This window comes from Candidatus Magnetaquiglobus sp. (assembly GCF_058402785.1).
Genome location: NZ_JBZVFG010000037.1, coordinates 21,334 through 38,767 on the forward strand (window position 1 = coordinate 21,334; position 17,434 = coordinate 38,767).

General features: G+C 61.1%; 17 protein-coding genes. 15 read left to right on the forward strand and 2 right to left on the reverse strand.

Annotated elements, in window-relative coordinates:
- Nucleotide 1 precedes the first annotated feature (1 nt).
- The gene (locus ACV4UY_RS12090) at nucleotides 2-1,405 is read right to left on the reverse strand and encodes a radical SAM protein (RefSeq protein WP_491607842.1); all 1,404 of its coding nucleotides are present in this window, start codon (nucleotides 1,403-1,405) and stop codon (nucleotides 2-4) included.
- Between the two features lie 1,220 nt (nucleotides 1,406-2,625).
- Here ACV4UY_RS12090 and ACV4UY_RS12095 point away from each other — a divergent pair.
- From ACV4UY_RS12095 to ACV4UY_RS12165, 15 genes are all read left to right on the forward strand, one after another.
- Complete coding sequence (locus ACV4UY_RS12095) at nucleotides 2,626-2,871, forward strand: hypothetical protein (RefSeq protein ID WP_491607843.1); 246 nt, start codon at nucleotides 2,626-2,628, stop codon at nucleotides 2,869-2,871.
- Between the two features lie 127 nt (nucleotides 2,872-2,998).
- Nucleotides 2,999-4,009, forward strand: a complete 1,011-nt coding sequence (locus ACV4UY_RS12100; RefSeq protein WP_491607844.1) for a radical SAM protein — start codon at nucleotides 2,999-3,001, stop codon at nucleotides 4,007-4,009.
- Entirely contained in the window at nucleotides 3,954-4,691 is a 738-nt protein-coding gene (locus ACV4UY_RS12105) for a nucleotidyltransferase domain-containing protein (protein ID WP_491607845.1), read from the forward strand. The genes ACV4UY_RS12100 and ACV4UY_RS12105 overlap by 56 nt, the downstream gene beginning before the upstream one ends.
- On the forward strand, nucleotides 4,679-5,761 hold the full coding sequence (locus ACV4UY_RS12110) for a radical SAM protein (RefSeq protein ID WP_491607846.1): 1,083 nt from the start codon (nucleotides 4,679-4,681) through the stop codon (nucleotides 5,759-5,761). Before ACV4UY_RS12105 ends, ACV4UY_RS12110 begins: the two co-directional genes overlap by 13 nt.
- A complete protein-coding gene (locus tag ACV4UY_RS12115) occupies nucleotides 5,748-6,551 on the forward strand; it encodes a class I SAM-dependent methyltransferase (protein WP_491607847.1) in 804 nt (267 codons plus the stop codon). The genes ACV4UY_RS12110 and ACV4UY_RS12115 overlap by 14 nt, the downstream gene beginning before the upstream one ends.
- Nucleotides 6,548-7,132 carry an AMMECR1 domain-containing protein gene (locus ACV4UY_RS12120; protein WP_491607848.1) on the forward strand — a complete coding sequence of 195 codons (585 nt, stop codon included), beginning with the start codon at nucleotides 6,548-6,550 and terminating at the stop codon, nucleotides 7,130-7,132. Before ACV4UY_RS12115 ends, ACV4UY_RS12120 begins: the two co-directional genes overlap by 4 nt.
- 9 nt (nucleotides 7,133-7,141) lie before the next feature.
- Complete coding sequence (locus ACV4UY_RS12125; protein WP_491607849.1) at nucleotides 7,142-8,140, forward strand: glycosyltransferase family 2 protein; 999 nt, start codon at nucleotides 7,142-7,144, stop codon at nucleotides 8,138-8,140.
- Nucleotides 8,127-9,038, forward strand: a complete 912-nt coding sequence (locus tag ACV4UY_RS12130; RefSeq protein WP_491607850.1) for a polysaccharide deacetylase family protein — start codon at nucleotides 8,127-8,129, stop codon at nucleotides 9,036-9,038. Before ACV4UY_RS12125 ends, ACV4UY_RS12130 begins: the two co-directional genes overlap by 14 nt.
- Complete coding sequence (locus tag ACV4UY_RS12135) at nucleotides 9,035-10,408, forward strand: hypothetical protein (RefSeq protein ID WP_491607851.1); 1,374 nt, start codon at nucleotides 9,035-9,037, stop codon at nucleotides 10,406-10,408. The genes ACV4UY_RS12130 and ACV4UY_RS12135 overlap by 4 nt, the downstream gene beginning before the upstream one ends.
- Nucleotides 10,398-11,885, forward strand: a complete 1,488-nt coding sequence (locus ACV4UY_RS12140; protein WP_491607852.1) for a radical SAM protein — start codon at nucleotides 10,398-10,400, stop codon at nucleotides 11,883-11,885. The genes ACV4UY_RS12135 and ACV4UY_RS12140 overlap by 11 nt, the downstream gene beginning before the upstream one ends.
- Nucleotides 11,879-12,712: a PHP domain-containing protein gene (locus ACV4UY_RS12145; RefSeq protein WP_491607853.1), complete on the forward strand. Its 834-nt coding sequence runs from the start codon at nucleotides 11,879-11,881 to the stop codon at nucleotides 12,710-12,712. Before ACV4UY_RS12140 ends, ACV4UY_RS12145 begins: the two co-directional genes overlap by 7 nt.
- On the forward strand, nucleotides 12,709-13,653 hold the full coding sequence (locus ACV4UY_RS12150) for a radical SAM protein (RefSeq protein ID WP_491607854.1): 945 nt from the start codon (nucleotides 12,709-12,711) through the stop codon (nucleotides 13,651-13,653). The genes ACV4UY_RS12145 and ACV4UY_RS12150 overlap by 4 nt, the downstream gene beginning before the upstream one ends.
- Nucleotides 13,650-14,459, forward strand: a complete 810-nt coding sequence (locus ACV4UY_RS12155) for a sulfotransferase family protein (RefSeq protein ID WP_491607855.1) — start codon at nucleotides 13,650-13,652, stop codon at nucleotides 14,457-14,459. Before ACV4UY_RS12150 ends, ACV4UY_RS12155 begins: the two co-directional genes overlap by 4 nt.
- 20 nt (nucleotides 14,460-14,479) lie before the next feature.
- Nucleotides 14,480-15,376: a radical SAM/SPASM domain-containing protein gene (locus tag ACV4UY_RS12160; protein ID WP_491607856.1), complete on the forward strand. Its 897-nt coding sequence runs from the start codon at nucleotides 14,480-14,482 to the stop codon at nucleotides 15,374-15,376.
- A 14-nt stretch (nucleotides 15,377-15,390) separates the two neighbouring features.
- Entirely contained in the window at nucleotides 15,391-16,443 is a 1,053-nt protein-coding gene (locus ACV4UY_RS12165; RefSeq protein ID WP_491607857.1) for an aldo/keto reductase, read from the forward strand.
- 482 nt (nucleotides 16,444-16,925) lie between these two features.
- On the opposite strand, the gene ACV4UY_RS12170 is transcribed toward ACV4UY_RS12165, so the two are convergent.
- The coding region (locus ACV4UY_RS12170; RefSeq protein ID WP_491607858.1) for a DUF4351 domain-containing protein at nucleotides 16,926-17,434 on the reverse strand (509 nt) is incomplete at its 5' end.

Genomic DNA, 17,434 nt, shown 5'->3' on the forward strand with positions numbered 1-17,434 from the left:
CTCACCCTCCCGGACAGGTGGCCACGGCGTCGGCAAAGGCGGATCCCGCCTCCTGGTCCCGACGCAGTTTGACCAGCACGCAACGGGGCGCCGCATCGCCGTCCGGGATTTCCGCATCCAGGGTAAATCCCTCCTCCGTGGGGGTCAGCGCCCAACGTCGCACGCGCCCCGTCCCGCCGGGCGCCGGTGGCGCCCCGAGCCTGGCCAGCATCTCCAGTTGATGCGCGAACAGGGCCACCTTGAGCTGGCAACGCGCGGCGGCGGTCGGACCATCGGCAACGCGGACCGGCGATTCGACGCGGGCCGGACAATCTCCGGCGCAGTGCCACTGCAAGATGCACCCCTGGCAGTGGGGCAAGGCATCGACCTGGCGTTGCTCGAGTGTGGCCATGTTTCGTGGATTCCAGGCCGCGCCCCGCTCGGTCAAACGCCCCACCACGAACGGATCGCACAGGGGGTGAGCGGTGTTGCACACCTCCAGGCAACGACTCAACAATCCCTGATAGGTCAGATACAGGTTGTTGGCGCAGGCACCGCAGTAGGCCGTAGTCAGATGGAAGGGGTCGATGCCGGGAAAGGTGACGTTCACCCCCTTGCGCCAGGTCAAGGAGAGCGCCCGGCTGAAGACATCCACGGATTCTGGCACCATCGGAGAGCGGAATCCGCTGTCAGCGCCACGACCAGCAGGAACCACCGGCCCCAGATGAATTTCACGCGCGGCGGAGACGCCGCAGAGGTAATCGAGGGAGTCGGGCAGCTCGTTCAGGGTCGCGGCGGTGATGGTGGTCACCAGGGCATAGCGTTGATAGCCGGACCGATCCATGTGACGCACGGTACGCAGAACCTGGTCATGCGAACCGCCCCCCTTGGCATCCCGCCGATGGCGATTGTGGATGTGGGGCGGACCATCGAAGGCGAGGGATACCAGGTCGAATCGGGCCATGATCTCGTCGAGCGTGGCGGCGGACAGGATGCCATTGGTGGCGAGGCCGCATTGCAGTCGGAGCCCCTCCGCGATGGTTTGTGCCTCGGCATGACGAATGATGGCCCGCATCGTCTCCCAGGCCATGGTGGGCTCGCCCCCCCCATGGAAATAGACGTCAATGCCATCCGCCCGTTGGTGTCGGGCATTGTCGATGAGGTGATCCACCCCCCAGCGTCCCATCCAGGCGGGCATGTCGATATGATCCTCCCCCCCCGAGGCGTAGCAGTAGTCGCATTGCAGGTTGCAACGTCCCGTGGGGATGAAGGTGATGCGCACCGGCGGGCCCCGGGGGTGCGGACGCGGCGGGGAGGCCGTTTCTCGGGCGAGCCAATGGCGTGCGTGGGAGGTCAGGCCTGCCTCATCGGGGATGCGCAGGATGCGTCCCGAGAGGGGTTCGTAAAGCAGGGTGGCATCAGACATGGATAGACCGTGAATCATCGATATTCCGTATGAATGAGCGTTCAACCCAGCTCCGAAGGTTGTCCTGAAGGACCCAGCACAACGCTCAGGAAAACATCAATAGAACATGAAAATATGGCACCCCGATAAAAACATTCTGAATTTTGAAATTTTCGAGATAAATCCGAATACTAAATTAATTTTGTCGATCAAACCCGCGCGCAATCCAAATCAAATGGCTGAAGTCGAGACCATGAGTAGCACATTTTTTTTCTGGACACAAGACATCTGATATGCATAAGATTAAAATAAATATGAATCAATGCTGCTTGTATAGAATTTTTGATTTTACATCAACAAACTGTGACGTCACGCCCCGGATCCTGCATGCTGAATGCACCCTTCGCGCGGAACATGACCAAGCAGCTGGAATGCGATGCGCATATCCAATCCTTGTGATTTTGGATTTGCCAACGGATCATTTGATAAGCGATATTGCGCATACGGAAACCAGGGCATCTCGATTATTGTTTATCTGTATGTTTTTTAATAGTAAATATCAATAAAATTCCTTGAAGAGACATCATTCAAGAAAAATCCAGATGGCTGTATATGTAAACCAAGTTAATATTTTAAAGTCGATTTTTTATAACATTCAACAATGATTCAGGTAAAAAAACAATCCGGAAAAACAGTCATTTCAGTCATTATAAGCCCATTTTGAAACAATAATAAATCAACAAAACACAACCGCCACCTTGACCATTGGAGTCAAAGACTGAAAGACAAAAAAATACTTTGATATACGAACCATCCAACTCTGATCAAAGCATCTGAATTTAATCTATGTAATTTTTTGTCCGTGATATTTTATCAACCTGCTCCGTTTCCCGAGTTGTTTTTCGGCTCACTCTGCTGCCAACTCGGATGGAGATCAAAAACGCGGGGCAACTCTGACTTGGCGTTTGCGTTTTAACATACCCGGCTGAACGGGTCGGGATGCAGATCGGTTGCGGCACCAAGCACGCAACGAAATCACCGTCCGGGGACATGTCTGGAGTCGAGAATCAGGACAAGCGATCGACCGGAGCGCCACCGTGGGCGTACACGCCCAACAGGTCATGGGACGGAAATGTTTTACTGGATCGGTCAAGTTTAATACTCTAACGCTTGCAACTTCCAGAAATAACACATTTTAAAGTCAGTCAGTTCTTTACCAACACAATCAAGGAGTACATCGCATGAAGAATCGTTTGAACTCGGTCACCATCTACTGCATGATCAGCACCGACCGCAAGAATGACCAGAAACTCACCGAGAAGATCAAAAAACTCGCGGGCGTTCGCGAAGCCAAACAGGTCCTCGGCGAATACGAAATCATGGCCATCCTGGAAGACAAACGCTTCGACGGCATCGCCGTGACCGCGGTCAAGCAACTGCGCTCGATCCCCGGAATCCTGGCCGTCAAGGAAGCCGTCTGCCCGTGAACGAGGCCCCTCACGTCCGCCCATTTTGTGAGCCCGTTCCCCCGCTGTTCACAAAATGGGCCCCTATCCCTCCAATCCAGGGCAGCCCGCACTTGTCCGCGGGCCACTCCCTTCCGGATGGGCAACGATGACGCTCTTCTTCCTCCAAGCGCATCTGACCAGCCGGTGCCCCCTCCGCTGCCGCCACTGCTATCAGACGGAGACCAGGGCGACCGATGCGGAGACCTCGACATGGGTGCGCTTCATCGAACAGACCCATCTCGATTTCGCACCCCACTTCCGTCCACTCGAAGTCAATCTCACCGGCGGCGAACCCCTGCTCCACCCTGGTTTCTGGACCATCGCCGAAACGCTCGACCGCCACGGCATCACCTGGAACCTGCTCACCTCCGGCCACGGACTCGATCGTGTCACCCTGCTTAGGCTCCACGCCCTACGGGTTGCAGGGATCCAGATCTCCCTGGATGGCCTCGAGGCGGATCACGATTACCTGCGTGGCGCGGGCGCCTTCACCAAGGCGGTGACCACCATCGACCGGATCGCCCACCACGGGATCCGGTGCAGCGTGGCCATGACCGTCCACGGCGGCAACATCCACCGGGTCGGCGACATGCTGGACTGGACCAGCCGACGGGAAATCCTGCTGGGGCTGCACCGCTACATCCCGGTGGCCGGACCACGAACCGGGGTCCCACCGGCGACGCCCCAAGCCTGGGGACAGCTGGTGACGGAGATGGCCGGAGCCCATCTCCAGGGGAGGCGCGTCACCATGAACGACCCGCTGTTCAACCGCGCACTGTCCGCCCGCTCCCCCCTTCACTCTCCGCCGTTGTCGGGCTGTACCGCCGGCCTGCGCGGGGTGACCGTCATGCATAATGGTGAGGTCTACCCATGTCGAAAAATACCGATCCCTCAAGGCAACGCCTTCCAAACCCCCTTGATGCGCATCTGGCTGGATGCGCCATTGCTCAACCATCTGCGCCAAAGGGAGCAGTACGGCGCCCCCTGCGGACCCTGCACCTGGCGACAGGTGTGCGGCGGGTGCAGAGCCCATGCCCACAGTCTCGGAATGGGGGCGCTTGATGGAGACACTCTCTGCGACCAAGACGCAATTCCAGCTCGCCCTCGCACCGTTTGAGTCCTCGGTTCAATCCGTCTATCTGTTCGGAAGCGCCTCCTACGGCGGGTTCGTCGCCGGATACAGCGACCTGGACCTCTTCTTGTTGGTGGAGCATGACGATCCTCTTACCTTGGCCCGTCAAACCCTGGAGCTATGCGCCGTGGCGAAAACCTGCTTCCCGTGCCGCAACATCGATATCACCAGCGCGCGCCAACAGGAGTTGGTCACGCCACTTGGCGCACTCAATCCGTTTCTCTTCAAAGAGATCAGCGTGGCCGATCGCATCTGCGGCGCCGAACTCACCTTCCCATTCCCCGAGGGGGTTCTGCGGGAGGACGGCATACGGGTCGCCTCCCTGGGTCTGCGCCAGTTGCGCGGGGCCCTCACCCGCATCCGGCGCATGTCCCCGACCCTGGCGCTGCGCTTTCTCGATGAGATGCTCTTCAAATCCACCAAGGCCCTGCTCCTCGGAGCCACCGGACATCTGCACTCCTCCCGAACGCAGGTCATGGACGGGCTGGGCGATCTCCTGGGCCGCTCCACGCCGCCCAGGATCTACGCCACCCTGCACGACCTCCGCATCGCCCCGGCCACCGGAGACCCACCGCCCACCGAAGTGGATGTTCACACGTTACTGCTCGAGGCCATTCTGGCCTTCCAGGGAATTTGGAAAAAAGGAACCGACTCATGGACGCGATGAGAGCCCCCTTCAATCTGGTGACCGCAGTGACCTACCGGTGCAATCTGAAATGTCGGCACTGCTTCGCCACCTCGCCGAAATACGATACCGACCTCATGCGCCGCGACGAGATGAGTACCGACCAATGGCGTTCGCTGTTCCAGCAGGCCGGCGAAATGGGTGTCCATGAGATCTACTTCGGCGGCGGAGAACCCTTCTTCCGCGAGGACTTCATGGAACTGGTGAGCGCAGCACGCGGCAACGGTCTGGGCGTCACCATGACCACCAACGGGGTGCTCCTCAAGCCGAACCATGCGTCACGCCTGCGGGAACTGGGCATCGAATGCGTGGAGATCAGCATCGACGGCCTCGAGGCAACCCATGACGCCATCCGCAACGGCCACCACCTCCACCGGCGCGCCATGAACGCCATCAATCTGCTCAGCGACAACGGCATTTACGTCATCGCCTCCATGACCGTGAGCCGGGAAAACGTCCACGAAATGAGCGCGGTACGGGAAGCGGTCACCCGCGTCGGGGCCAGGGAGACCCTCTACATGCGCTTTGTACCCACCGGGTACGGTCGCGAGAACAAAAAGGCCCTTTATCTCTCGGAAGCCGAGTTCCGGCAGGCGATACGCACCCAGGTCGAATCCCTGCACGGCGTCGAGATGCGCGAGGCGACCCGATGCCAGTCCAACAGCGACGGCCTGTTCTACCCCCACGCCGGATGCATCCCGGGTCGCACCTACTGTTTCATCCGACCCAACGGCCAGATCACCCCCTGCAACCCCCTGGTGTTTCCGGAAACCGAATGCGGCAACCTCCAGGAGCGCGGCTTGCGCGACATCTGGGAGCATGGCGAGGGGTTCCGTTGGGTCCGGGAGCGCTCCTTCGACCGACTGCCCGACTGCCGCACCTGTGCGCGCATCGACGTGTGCGCAGGCGGCTGTCGCTATTTGTGCGATCTTTATGACCGTCACTGCACCCACCAGGAATGTCGTTCCTGCCCTCTCGACGCCTCCTGCAACGAAGCCACCGGCCTGTGTGGCAAGAAATACATGTACTATGTGCGCAATGCCATCCCATGACCACCAGCTCGCGCTGCGCCACTTGCTGCGCCGCTACTACGAGTGGGAGGCGGTCTGTGGAGACGGTGAGCGGGCCATGTACGAAGGGCCCTGGACCCCGGAACGTGCCGAGCACCTCTTGCGGGCCAGGGCGGTGTGGCATGCGCTGGGCCGGGAGTTGAACGGCATGCGGGTGTTGGATGTGGGATGCGGTTCCGGTCACTTCCTGACCGGATTGCTGCGCCGCGGAGCAGACGCCGTTGGCGTGGATCTGAGCCGGGGCAAACTGCTCCGCCACCGGGAGCGCGGCGAAGGAACTTCGATCCTGATCCAGGCCGACGCCCAGCAACTCCCCTTCGACAACGATCGGTTCGCGCGGGTGCTGTGCAGTGAGGTGCTCGAGCACCTGCCCGATCCGGGTTGCGCCCTTGGGGAGATCGCTCGCGTGCTCTCCCCCCGAGGGATCGCGGTGATCTCCGTGCCCACCTGGTCCACCTCCCCCCAGAAGCGGCCCGAAGGGGAGCCCCGATCCGGCCCCCCGACCAGCGACGAAGCGTGGGGGGTGCTGTTGAAGAGTCAATTCGAACGCCCCTTCGAGGGCCATCTCTGGGTTTTCAACCACCCACGCATGGCGCGCATGATCGAGCGCGCCGGCTTGGTGATACGGCACTGCCAGGAGGTGCGGGTTCACGACGCGGGGAATGGAGGTCACCTGCGTCATCGGCTCGCCCAATGGTTGCTCCTGCCCTGGAGTGACGATCCCCGTCACACCCGGTATCTGGTTTTTCAACTGACACGGAGGGTTGCATGATCCCGCACCTGCTCACCATGGCGGCTCGTTCGGCGCTGGACGGACTGATCCTGCGCGGCGACCGGCTGCGCGCACCCGAGCCGGATGCCCTGCCAGAGGCGGCACGGCGGCATGTCGCCGTATACGTCACCCTGTGGCGTTGGCCCCAGGGCGATCCACGGGCCAGTCACGGGTTCTTCCGTCCCACCGAGCCCCTGCTGAATGCGGTGCTGGCGGCAGTTCACGGCTGCGTGGCCCATGAAACCATTTTTCCGCGTCCGCGGCCCGACGAACTGGATCAATTGACCATCCGCATCCATCTGTTGGGAACGTGGCATCCGATCACCATCATGGATCCGCGCCCCCTGCCCCCCGACCATGCCCTGCTCCTCACCTACCCCGGACACAGTGCCTTCTTCCTGCCCGAGTCCATGCGCCTGGCCGGCTGGGATCTCCCGGAGGCGATCTCCCAGCTCTGCCTGAAGGCGGGTCTGCCCGGCAACATGTGGCGCGATCCGGACGTGGCGTTCCACCAGGTTCCCATAACCACCCTGGGGGAACGGAGCCCCCGCGGACCCGTGTTCACCTTCAGCGCACACTGAACCACGTCGATGAGCCAACTGAGCGTGATCATCCCCTGCTTCAACGATGCCGACGCCCTCGACACCATGATGCTCTCCCTGACTCATGCAGCCTCCGGCCATCCCGATGTCCTGGAAGTGGTCATCGTGGATGACGCTTCCCTCGATCACACCCCACGAGTAGCGGAGCGTTGGCGTGCACGAATGGCCGGGGTCCATGCCCTGCGGCTGACGACCAACCTCGGTCCCGCCGCGGCCAGAAATCGCGGCGTCGCTCTGGCCAGCGCGCCACGACTGGCCTTTCTGGACGCCGATGCGGTGGTCGCCGAATCCTGGCTCACCCACTGCCTGGCGGCCCCCTGGCAACCGGGGGAGCTGATGGGTGGACGCATCCGTCCCCTGCCCGACGGCGCGGGAAAGTGGCGACGGGCCATGGCACGGGCCGTCCACCACAAGCCCCGGAGAGATGACCAGGGCGCGGTGATCGACCTGCCCGGCGGTCACCTTCTGATACGCACCGAGGATTTTCAACGCCTGGGCGGATTCGACGAACGACTGCGCCTTGGGGAGGATTCCGACCTGGTACACCGGGCCAGAAGGTTGGGCATGACCATTCGCTACCTTCCGGGTCTGGAGATCTTTCACCGTCTGCCCGCCACCCTCTGGTCCCTATGTCACCACCAGTTCGGGTATGGCCGGGCCTTTGCCCGTTTCCTCCGGCGCACCGGGGATGGCTCGGTGCGTCGTGGCCTGTTCGGAATCTCCCCCCTGATCTCCGTCTGGTGGCAGGGATGGCTGCTCCTGGCGGCCATGGCCGCTCCGCTCGGCCTGGAGCCGGTAGCACTCCTGGCCCTGGGGATCCACTTGGCCGGCTGCGCCATGGCACGGCTCCCCGCCGCCCCGCGGGAGGAGCAGCCACGCCAAACCGATGATTTCCATCTGCGAATCCTGATCCTGCTGAAGGGGTGGTCTTATCAACTCGGTTTCGCCACTGGCTGGATGACACGGGAACGCCATGCCGCCCCTTGAACTGATCGTCCCCCGCAGCCATCCGGCACGAGGCTGGCCCGTGGTTTACCAACTGCTGCGCGGCTGGGGCGCGGAGGTGACACTGCGTGGCGAACCCGGCCACGGACGCGCTCTGATCTGGAACGACCCCGCCGGCAGGGTCGAGGGGGCGTGCCAACCCCTGACCATGGACGATCTGCGGAGCACGGAACGTACCGCCGCCTGGTTGCACAGTCTCCATCTCGCCCCAGCCGCCACGCCACGCGCCACGATCTCCTTTACCTTCGATGTCGAGGAGGAGGGGGGGACCAGTCTTGGTGACCTCGCCCGTTTCCTCGACCTGCTGGCCGAAACCGGGATTCGGGCCACGGTGTTCGTCACCGCCGAGGGACTCCGCGCCTTGACCAGCCAGGGATTGCTCGACCTCCTCGCCAACCACGAGGTGGGCAACCACACCAGCGACCATGCCCCTCCCAACGCCGACAACCTCCGACGCGGACACGATCTCATCACCGCCCGATTCCCAGCTCCGACCAGCTTCCGGGCACCCCGCCTGGAACCGGACGACGCGCTTCCCGAACGGCTCCAGGCACTCGGCTACCGTCAGGACTCCAGTCTGATCGGCGCCCTCGACTACCCCCTGTTCGGCGACTGGTCCCGTTGGACGGGCCTGCGCGAAGTCCCGGTCCTCGATGGTGGCGACTACCTCCTTTTTCACCAGCAAGGACTCTCCCCAACGGTATTTCTCGCCAGGCTGCGACATAAACTCCGGGCTGCCCGACTCCTGGGTGGACATTGCGCCCTCCTGCTCCACCCCCAGTACTCGGATTTCACCCTCTGGCGGGAGATGCTCTCCCTGACGCGGGAACTGGGATTTGCCACGCTCCCCCTGGCAAACGACATGGGGGCGAAGCCATGATCCCGCTTCCCCTCCATGCCGCCCGGGTCGTGCTGGGGTTGGCCCCGCCCCACGAACCGGCACACTTCTACCATTGGCGCATGGCCCGGCATTGGGCCGAACATGGGGCGCCGCCTGAATGGGATACCTGGAGTTGGCCCCCCCACCCCGTGAGCGGACGATCGTATCCACCCCTCCTCCACCGGATCATGGGACTGGCATGGTGCCTGCTCCACGCCCTGGGGGTAAGCCACGGACAGCGCCGCTCCACCAGCCTGCTGTTGCTGACCGCCTGGGCGCTCTTGAGCAGCGGACTCGCCTGGGCGGTTGGATGGCCAGCCATCCCACTGCTCGTCACCACCCCGGTACTGCTGGGACGACTGGCCGCCGCCGGATTGCGCGGTGAGGTGTTGAGCCTCGCCCTGCTCCCCCTGGCACTCCATGCCGCCACCGCCCCTCCTCCCTGGTCGGTCCTGCCGGGCGCGATACTGATGTTGATGGGACTGCTCTCCCGGACCAGCGCCTTCCACTTCCCGGTGCTGCTGGCCTGGCTCCTGTGCACCGCCATCCAACTCGGCGATCCATCCCTCCTGCTCCCCGCCCTGTCGGTCGGCCTCGCCTGGATCCCCTGCCGGCAACGTTACCAGCACGCGAAACGGGAGTTCCTGCCCTTCGTGGAGTGGAGTTGGGCCCGCCCCACCTCCGATCAGGGGGTATTCCTGGATGACCGCCACGACCGCGTGACCACGGCAGAGGAGAAACCCGCAACCCTGCGCGATCTGCTCATTGGCACGCCACTGGCACTACCTGCCCTGCTGCTGCTCCCCGTCGTTCCAAGTTCTCCCGCTTCCCTGACCTTCATCGCCTCCCTGGCCATGTCCTGGCGAGCACGACGCTATCTCTCCCATCTGGCCATCCCCACCATCTGGATCGTGGCGGCAAGCGCCCCAGATCTGTCTTATCTCCTAGCCTTGACCGCCCTGCAAGCCATGCTCACCCTCGGGATGAAAACCCCGGACCCCACCCCCGCCATGAGGCTTCTCCAACGCCTGCGTCAGCTGGGCCATGGCCCCGAAACCCTGATCATCGCCCACTGGAATCTGGGACATCTGATCACCGGTTATGGCGGGTGTACCGCCCTGTGGGACGCCAACTTCCCCACGGCGTCGCGCTTCCTGCACCAAAGGCGCCTCTTTCGCGACATTCTGTCTCACGGACTGCGACCAGATGCGCTACCTGCCTACCGGCAAGGGGTACTCATCGTGGTGGCGGCAGCAGATCCACCGCCACTCTTCGCCGGCCATCGCCCCCTTTGGCAAAATGACCATTTCCTCGTACTGAAGGCGGGGTTCCGTCCCGCCCCCCTGGGAGAATCAGACCATGAATCCTGATTGGCGGCAGCCGGAGATCTTCTCCGCACCTCGTTTCATGTTCCCCTACTCCATCGTCGGTCGCCCCTTCCCCCTGGAGAAGTTTCAACCGGCCACCACCTGGCCGGATGCAACCCGCTTTTCCATGGCACCGGATCTCCAAGTGCGCACCGAATTCTTCGGTGGTCTCGCCTTCCGCCAATACGCCACGGATAACTCCCCCCTTGGCCACCTCGACTACTTCAACCCGTCGGCCTGCCGCATTCTCGCGGCCTTGTCCCCGGCCCCGGATTTCGCCGCCCTGGCCACCCTGGCCCAAGAGCGGGGACTTCTCAAAGAGGAGCTGGCCCAATTTCTACACACCTGCCATCACCTGGGGGTGGTGCGTGTCGATGACACCGGAAAATCGGTGTCGTTCGATACCGACCTGTGGCAACAAACTCAGTCTCCACCCAGACTGCAGGCCCCGCTGCGGCTCTACATCAACCTCACCAAGCAATGCAATCTGGCCTGCAGCCACTGCTATGCCTCAGCCGGCAAGGAGGGCAAGCGACTGGACCGGAAACTGATGGAACGTCTGTTCGATCAGGCCCGAGCGCTGCACATCCCCTCCATCGTCCTGATCGGCGGCGAACCGCTCATGTATCCGGAATTCCCTGCCCTGGTGGGCAGCGCCATCCAGCGGGAACTCTCGGTGTTCACCAACACCAACGGCCTGATGCTGACCCCAGAACGGGCCCGGGCCCTGCGGAACAACGGCCTGCCCATCATCAGCGTCAGCCTGGATGGTCCAGACAAGGCCACCCACGACCGCATGCGTGGCCAGGGACGCTTTGTCAAAACCGTGCGCGGAATCCGCAATGCCAGGGCAGAGGGGCTCGAGGTGGGCATGAGTTCGACCCTCACCGAGGAAACCATCGGCCAGGCTGATCGCTTCATCGATCTGGGGCTCTCCCTGGGCATCCGGGACTACCATTTCATGGTGCTCGCTCCGGTGGGACGGGGCAAGGAGGAGGCCAGACAGACACGCCCTGCCCAGGAACAACAGCTCTACGCCCTGCGTGCCACCCTGCGCCAGGCACAGGCTGACCATCCGGAAATCAGCATCAACTGCACCAGCGGCATCCACCCCGGATTGATCCAGGAGTGGCGGGCGAAATTCAACCACAACCCCATCGCCGATTTCATCTATACCGGGTGCGAGGCAGGACGATTTCGTCTGGACGTAAGCTTCGAGGGACGGTTCATCCCCTGCATCCTGCTCAATCATGAGCGCTTCCAGGCCGGGGAGGCGACAGAACTGGATCTGGCGGAGGTCTGGCGACGCTCCAGCACCATTCGCGCCATGGGAGAGACGCATCAAGCCCAACGCGATCCGGCGTGCGCGGCATGTGTCAGTTGGGAGGCGTGTCGGGGTGGATGTCGAGGGGTCACTTTTGCCCACCACGGCGGGCTGGAGCATCGGGATCCAACCTGCTGGGGAACGCTCGCATGCTGAACCACGCCATCACCTGGGACAGCCATGCCCACAGTCGCTTTTCGCCGGACTCCGACAGCGACCTCCAGGCCATCCGCGACACCGCACGTCACAGAGGATTGCGCCATGTGGCGCTCACCGATCATGTGTATCACCCGAGCCATCTGCTGAGTCTGGATCAACGGGAACGGACCGAATCAGATCCGAATCCGGATCCGGAGGTGATCCTGATCCGAGGGGCTGAACTCTCGATCGAGACCGAACTGGCCATGCATTGTTTGACGGGACGCGCACGACTGCCTTGGTCCTGGGTGATCGGCGCGCTGCATGGCTTTCCCACCATCCCCCTCTACCCGGAGTTCGGCCCGGACCACCTGCCCGCACCGGCCTACGGGGAGCGCCTTGCACAGTACGGCGCCGGGACACTGGCCGCCCTCTACGGGAAACGCAGCGTGGCGGCCATGGCCACCGGTCAACTGGATGCCCTCTCCCACCCGCTCGATCTTTTCGTCTACGCAGGCCCCCCCTTTGCCGAACTCGAACCCCTGGTGGACCAATTGGTGGAAGGCGCGGCCCGACATGGCGTGATGATGGAGATGAACAACGACCTCCTGGATCCCCGCATCCTGTCCGCCGCGTCGGAGGATGCGGACGCGTGGCTGCAGATCCTGGGACGGCTGTTTCATGGTTGTCTGAGCCGGGGGGTTCCCCTGACCGCGGCGAGCGATGCCCACGAGGCCGAGCGGATCGGCAATTTCGAGCACGTCGAAACGATGCGCACCCGCCTGGGCATCCCCATCACGGCTTTCCAACAAACCTTTCACGGTGGAGGCAGAACCCGATCATGAACCATCCCTCACCCAGACTGCTCCATGGCATGCATACCCCCCTACTGGAAAGGGAGCGCGGACGCCCCCTGGAGTTGACCGCCCTGATCTGGAACCAATGCAACATCCATTGTCCCTACTGCGGCATGGGAGAGTTCTACAACTCCCTGGCCCCGACGAACACGGAGTACATCTCCCCCCTGATCCACGCCATGGCGATTCATGATTTCAAAACCCTCATCATCCAAGGTCCGGGTGAACCGTTCCTCCACAAGGACAAACTGTTCACCATCCTGGAAAACGCGACACGGGAAGGTATCACGACCATTGTCTACAGCAACGGCTTGCTGATCAACGATCACGACATCGAACGGATCCTCGACCTGGACGTTTCGCTGTGCATCAAACTGGACAGCCTGGATCAGCAGAACTCCATCCGCATCTACAACACCAGGGGGAAACGTTTCCCTTTCATGACCTTTCCCGGCTCCGTCGCCATACCCCTGGGTCTGGCCCTTGGCATCTCAAAGGGATTGGGGGAGCTGCGACGTCTTGGCCTCGTCTGCGTTCTCGACGACCACACCATCGCCAATGACGCGGACGAAGCCAAACGCATTCTCAACTTCGCCCGTGCACAGGGAATCATTCCGTACTTCAACTCCATGCTGATCCCGGACAAACACAGCCTGTCACTGTCCAGCAAGTTCAGCAATGAGACGATCAACCGGGTATTCAGCACCCTCACCCGGCACGACAACGAGGAACACGGCATCGACAACAAGCCGGGGCTGCTGGTATGGGGTGGGGAGTTGGATGAACACGGGCGGGATTACATCACCAATGGGGAGCATGTCTATTCCTGGCGGTACGAACGGGGCCGCCTGAACGTGGAACCCGTGGCGACACTGGCCTCCTTTTTCCTCGACATCGCCGCTCGGCACCAGCCGGGAGGAAGGTCATGAATCCCACGTCACCCATCTTTCTCCTCGCCTGCGGCCAACGCTGCGGAAGCACCCTCATTCAAAGATTGCTGAACACCCACCCCCAGATTCTGATCTGGGGAGAACACTCCGGGAGCAAGCGCCCAGGACTGGTGCGCCATCTCCGACTGGCGGCGCGGGGCATGGAGATCGCCGCCAAACACGATGGGGGCGATGCACACTATCTTGAATATCGCCGCCACGGCGCGGACATCTGGGGCGCGTCGATGATGCCCCCGGTGGATCGCCAAGCACTGCTGCGAAATCTGCTGCTCAATCTGTTCGCCGAGCCCGCAGCACGGGAGTGCGGACGCCCGCTCTGGGGGTTCAAGGAGACCCGCTACACCGCCAACGATGCCCTGTTCCTGCAAGAACTGTTTCCTGGGTGCCGCATCATCTTCCTCTACCGGGATCCCCGGGCCAGTTACCTGTCGATGCGTCGCCTACCCAGCATGTCGCCCTTTTTCTCCGTGGTCGGATTTGTCACCCAATGGCGAAAAATCGCCCGCTCGTTCCTGGAGCAGGCAATCCTGATCGACAATCTCCTGGTCATCAACTACGACCGTTTCATGACCGCACCCACCAACGTCATACACGGACTGGCGGCATTCCTGGGGCTGGCCCCCACGGATTTTGACTCGAGCATCCTGATGAACCGACTCGACGGAAACAGCAACGGCAGGGTGATCACCCCCAATCAGGAAGAAGAGTACGTCATCGAAACGCTCACCACCGGCATCATGACGCACCTCGACGCATTGCGATGCCACCCCCCAATGGACAGCTGAACCAGAAAACAGGAGTAATCATGATTTCATTGTTTGGATGGGAACTCACCCATGCATGCAACATGAAGTGCATGCATTGCGTCAACAGCAAACAGACCTCTCGTCGGCATGAACTGACGTTCGAGGAAAAAATCGGCATCGTCGATCAACTGACGGAGCTGAACATCTCCACAGTCTTCTTCAGCGATGGAGAACCCCTGCTCAGTCCGGACTTCTTGCCGTTCATCCACCATCTGCACGACCGTGGCTTCACCATGGGCTTGATGACCAACGGCACCTTGATCACGCCTCAACTGGTGGAAACTTTCGCCTCCATGAACATGGAAGTGGTCGGAGTCAGTCTCGATGGCCCTCTTGAGGTGCATAACCGGGTGAGGAGAAGCAAGGATGGATTCGAAAAAAGCACACAAGCCGTCCTCTGGCTGAAACAGGCTGGACTAAGGGTCAGCATCTCCACCTGCATCCACAACCATACCGTGGACCACCTGGACAGCTTCGCCGAGACCATCGCCTCCCTGGGCGTGGATGAGTGGCAATTGATGGCTCTGGTCAAGGAGGAGAGCCTGAATCCCCAGGAGATCTGGTTCGACCAATCCGTGGCCGACAAGATGGACCGATTCATCCTGCGGCACGTCAACCTTCCCACACCCTACACGCTGCGCGTGATGAACTGCCTGGACAAACTCCCCTTGAGCCTGGGCGATCCGAATACCCGCCAAGGATGCGATGCCGGTCGCACCTTCATCACCATGACCAGTGACGGCAGGATCAAGCCCTGTCTGGCGCAACCCGATGATCACGTCGTCGGCAACGTTCGCACCCACTCACTCCGGGAGATCATCGAACAACTCTCCGCCCCCGACAACCCCTACTGGACCCGCAAGTATTGCCAAGGGTCCTGCAACACCATCGTCTGAACGACCGGTCCATCATGAAAACCCATCCCTTTGGTCGCACCGGCCTGCAGGTATCGTCCGTCGCCTTCGGCGGACTTCACCTGGCCACCAAGCTCGATTTCACCCAGTCCGAACGGGTGTTGAAACATGCGCTGAACAGGGGGATGAATCTGATCGATACCGCCCGAAGCTATGGCGATGGCGAGGAAAAGGTGGGTCGTGCCCTGCGGGGATCATGGCGGGACCGGGTCCTGCTATGTACGAAGAGCATGCGCCGTGATGTCGGAATCGTGCAGGATCTGGAACTCTCCTTGCGGAACCTGCGGACGGATCATGTGGACATCTACATGTTGCACAGCGTGGATCACGAATCCGACTATCGAAACCTGGTGGAAAGGGTCTATGAAACGTTGTCGCGACGTGTGGAACAGGGCATCATCGGTCACATCGGGCTTTCCACCCACTCGCCCCGCATCCTCGAACTGGCCATCCGCTCCGGACTGTTCGACAACCTCCAGTTTCCGCTCAATTTCATTCACCAGGAGATTCTGCATAACGGCATGGCTGCGGAGATCCGCGCACGAGGGATCGGTTTTCTGGCCATGAAGTCGTTCGGGGGTGGCGTTTTGCGCGACCCGCGGTTGGCCATGGCGTTCCTGGCCCGGGAGCGTCATTGGGCCACACCCCTGATCGGATTCGAGACCACCGCTGAAATTGACGAAATCATGATGCTTGTGGAAAACCCACCCGAACTCACGACGGAGATGATGGCGCAAATCGCGACCATCAAACAGGAGATCGGGAGTTCCTTCTGTTGTGGATGCGAATATTGCCAGCCATGCCCGAACGAGATACCGATTGCGACGTTGATGTATTATCCGGTGCTGTTCCGTCAATACGGGCCACGTTCCTGGAATCGGGAGCACCTCCAGAGCGGTTTTGAGCGCTTCAGCGAGCTATGCACGAATTGCGGCCATTGCGAAGCCGTCTGCCCGTTCCAGCTTGAAATCCTCCAGACAATCCCAAGACATCAAGACCACTTCATCGCCCAGATCCACGCGAAGGATGCGCTCTCCCGGCCTTCGTAAAGACGCGGATCGATGCACGGCAAAGGATTGCGACCTCGTGGCGAGGCCGACGATGGACCCGCCGGAGGCATAGGCCGGGATCTCCGGGATGACCAGATGACGTGCCAGGCCTGTCAGGCGACATGAGAAACTGACCCCCTGACGACACGAAGAATTGACCTCTCCTGGCTGGTTGCGGTGAAATCGCTGCTCTGCTCGTGATTTCAATTCATCAACCGGCATCAGACTGAAACGGTTTTATCAACGGGCTGTTAAGGGAAACGACCAGGAAAACCAATCCAAGAAATTGATTTTGTTTGATTAAATAACCGGACAGTAGTGCCCTCTCGTCGCTTTTCCAAGGCGTTTTCATCGCCATCTTGGTGGCCGCGATCAAGTGCCGTTTCGAACGAATTCTCTGTCTTACCCGGTCGGAGGACGGGAGCAGATTTCGATGGGCACTTGGTTGGCGATGAGCATCTTCGGAAACGGCTCCACCTGAGTCAGTCTGAGAAGACCTCCTCCAGGGAGCAGGCATCCAACAATCTCAGGCTCCACTCCTCCAGCATGGAGGAATCGGCGCTGGCGATCCGTTCACTGGCCCAAGATGGAATGGAGCCGAAACGGCGTTGGAGTTGGCGGGTCAGGATTTTGGCCTCACCTTCCTGGCGTCCTTCCTGGCGTCCTTCCTGGCGTCCTATTGCCACCCACTCCGGTTTACCTTTGGCCAGGATCTCTTGAGCGAACTGGGACATCATTTCGTATTCCTCCTCGGGTTTGATGCGGCGGACCACCTGTCGCACCTGATCTTCATTCAAATTTTGGAATGTCGTCAACAGATAGAGCAGCACCGGCAGCAGAAGCTCTGTGGCTTCCATCAAGGCGTCCACGATCTGATTCAGGGCGGCCATTTGGGACTCAGGGTCGCGTGTACCGTATTTCAGTGCCAACAGACCAGCACGCAGTTGCGCATGTCTGGAGAGTTCCCGGTCCGGGATCGGTCCCAGGTCGG

Coding starts and splice junctions, on each gene's coding strand:
- ACV4UY_RS12095 (WP_491607843.1), top strand. CDS start 2,626: ATGAAGAATCGTTTGAACTCGGTCACCATCTACTGCATGATCAGCACC.
- ACV4UY_RS12155 (WP_491607855.1), top strand. CDS start 13,650: ATGAATCCCACGTCACCCATCTTTCTCCTCGCCTGCGGCCAACGCTGC.
- ACV4UY_RS12135 (WP_491607851.1), top strand. CDS start 9,035: ATGATCCCGCTTCCCCTCCATGCCGCCCGGGTCGTGCTGGGGTTGGCC.
- ACV4UY_RS12160 (WP_491607856.1), top strand. CDS start 14,480: ATGATTTCATTGTTTGGATGGGAACTCACCCATGCATGCAACATGAAG.
- ACV4UY_RS12110 (WP_491607846.1), top strand. CDS start 4,679: ATGGACGCGATGAGAGCCCCCTTCAATCTGGTGACCGCAGTGACCTAC.
- ACV4UY_RS12100 (WP_491607844.1), top strand. CDS start 2,999: ATGACGCTCTTCTTCCTCCAAGCGCATCTGACCAGCCGGTGCCCCCTC.
- ACV4UY_RS12115 (WP_491607847.1), top strand. CDS start 5,748: ATGCCATCCCATGACCACCAGCTCGCGCTGCGCCACTTGCTGCGCCGC.
- ACV4UY_RS12125 (WP_491607849.1), top strand. CDS start 7,142: ATGAGCCAACTGAGCGTGATCATCCCCTGCTTCAACGATGCCGACGCC.
- ACV4UY_RS12145 (WP_491607853.1), top strand. CDS start 11,879: ATGCTGAACCACGCCATCACCTGGGACAGCCATGCCCACAGTCGCTTT.
- ACV4UY_RS12090 (WP_491607842.1), bottom strand. CDS start 1,405: ATGTCTGATGCCACCCTGCTTTACGAACCCCTCTCGGGACGCATCCTG.
- ACV4UY_RS12150 (WP_491607854.1), top strand. CDS start 12,709: ATGAACCATCCCTCACCCAGACTGCTCCATGGCATGCATACCCCCCTA.
- ACV4UY_RS12120 (WP_491607848.1), top strand. CDS start 6,548: ATGATCCCGCACCTGCTCACCATGGCGGCTCGTTCGGCGCTGGACGGA.
- ACV4UY_RS12130 (WP_491607850.1), top strand. CDS start 8,127: ATGCCGCCCCTTGAACTGATCGTCCCCCGCAGCCATCCGGCACGAGGC.
- ACV4UY_RS12140 (WP_491607852.1), top strand. CDS start 10,398: ATGAATCCTGATTGGCGGCAGCCGGAGATCTTCTCCGCACCTCGTTTC.
- ACV4UY_RS12165 (WP_491607857.1), top strand. CDS start 15,391: ATGAAAACCCATCCCTTTGGTCGCACCGGCCTGCAGGTATCGTCCGTC.
- ACV4UY_RS12105 (WP_491607845.1), top strand. CDS start 3,954: ATGGAGACACTCTCTGCGACCAAGACGCAATTCCAGCTCGCCCTCGCA.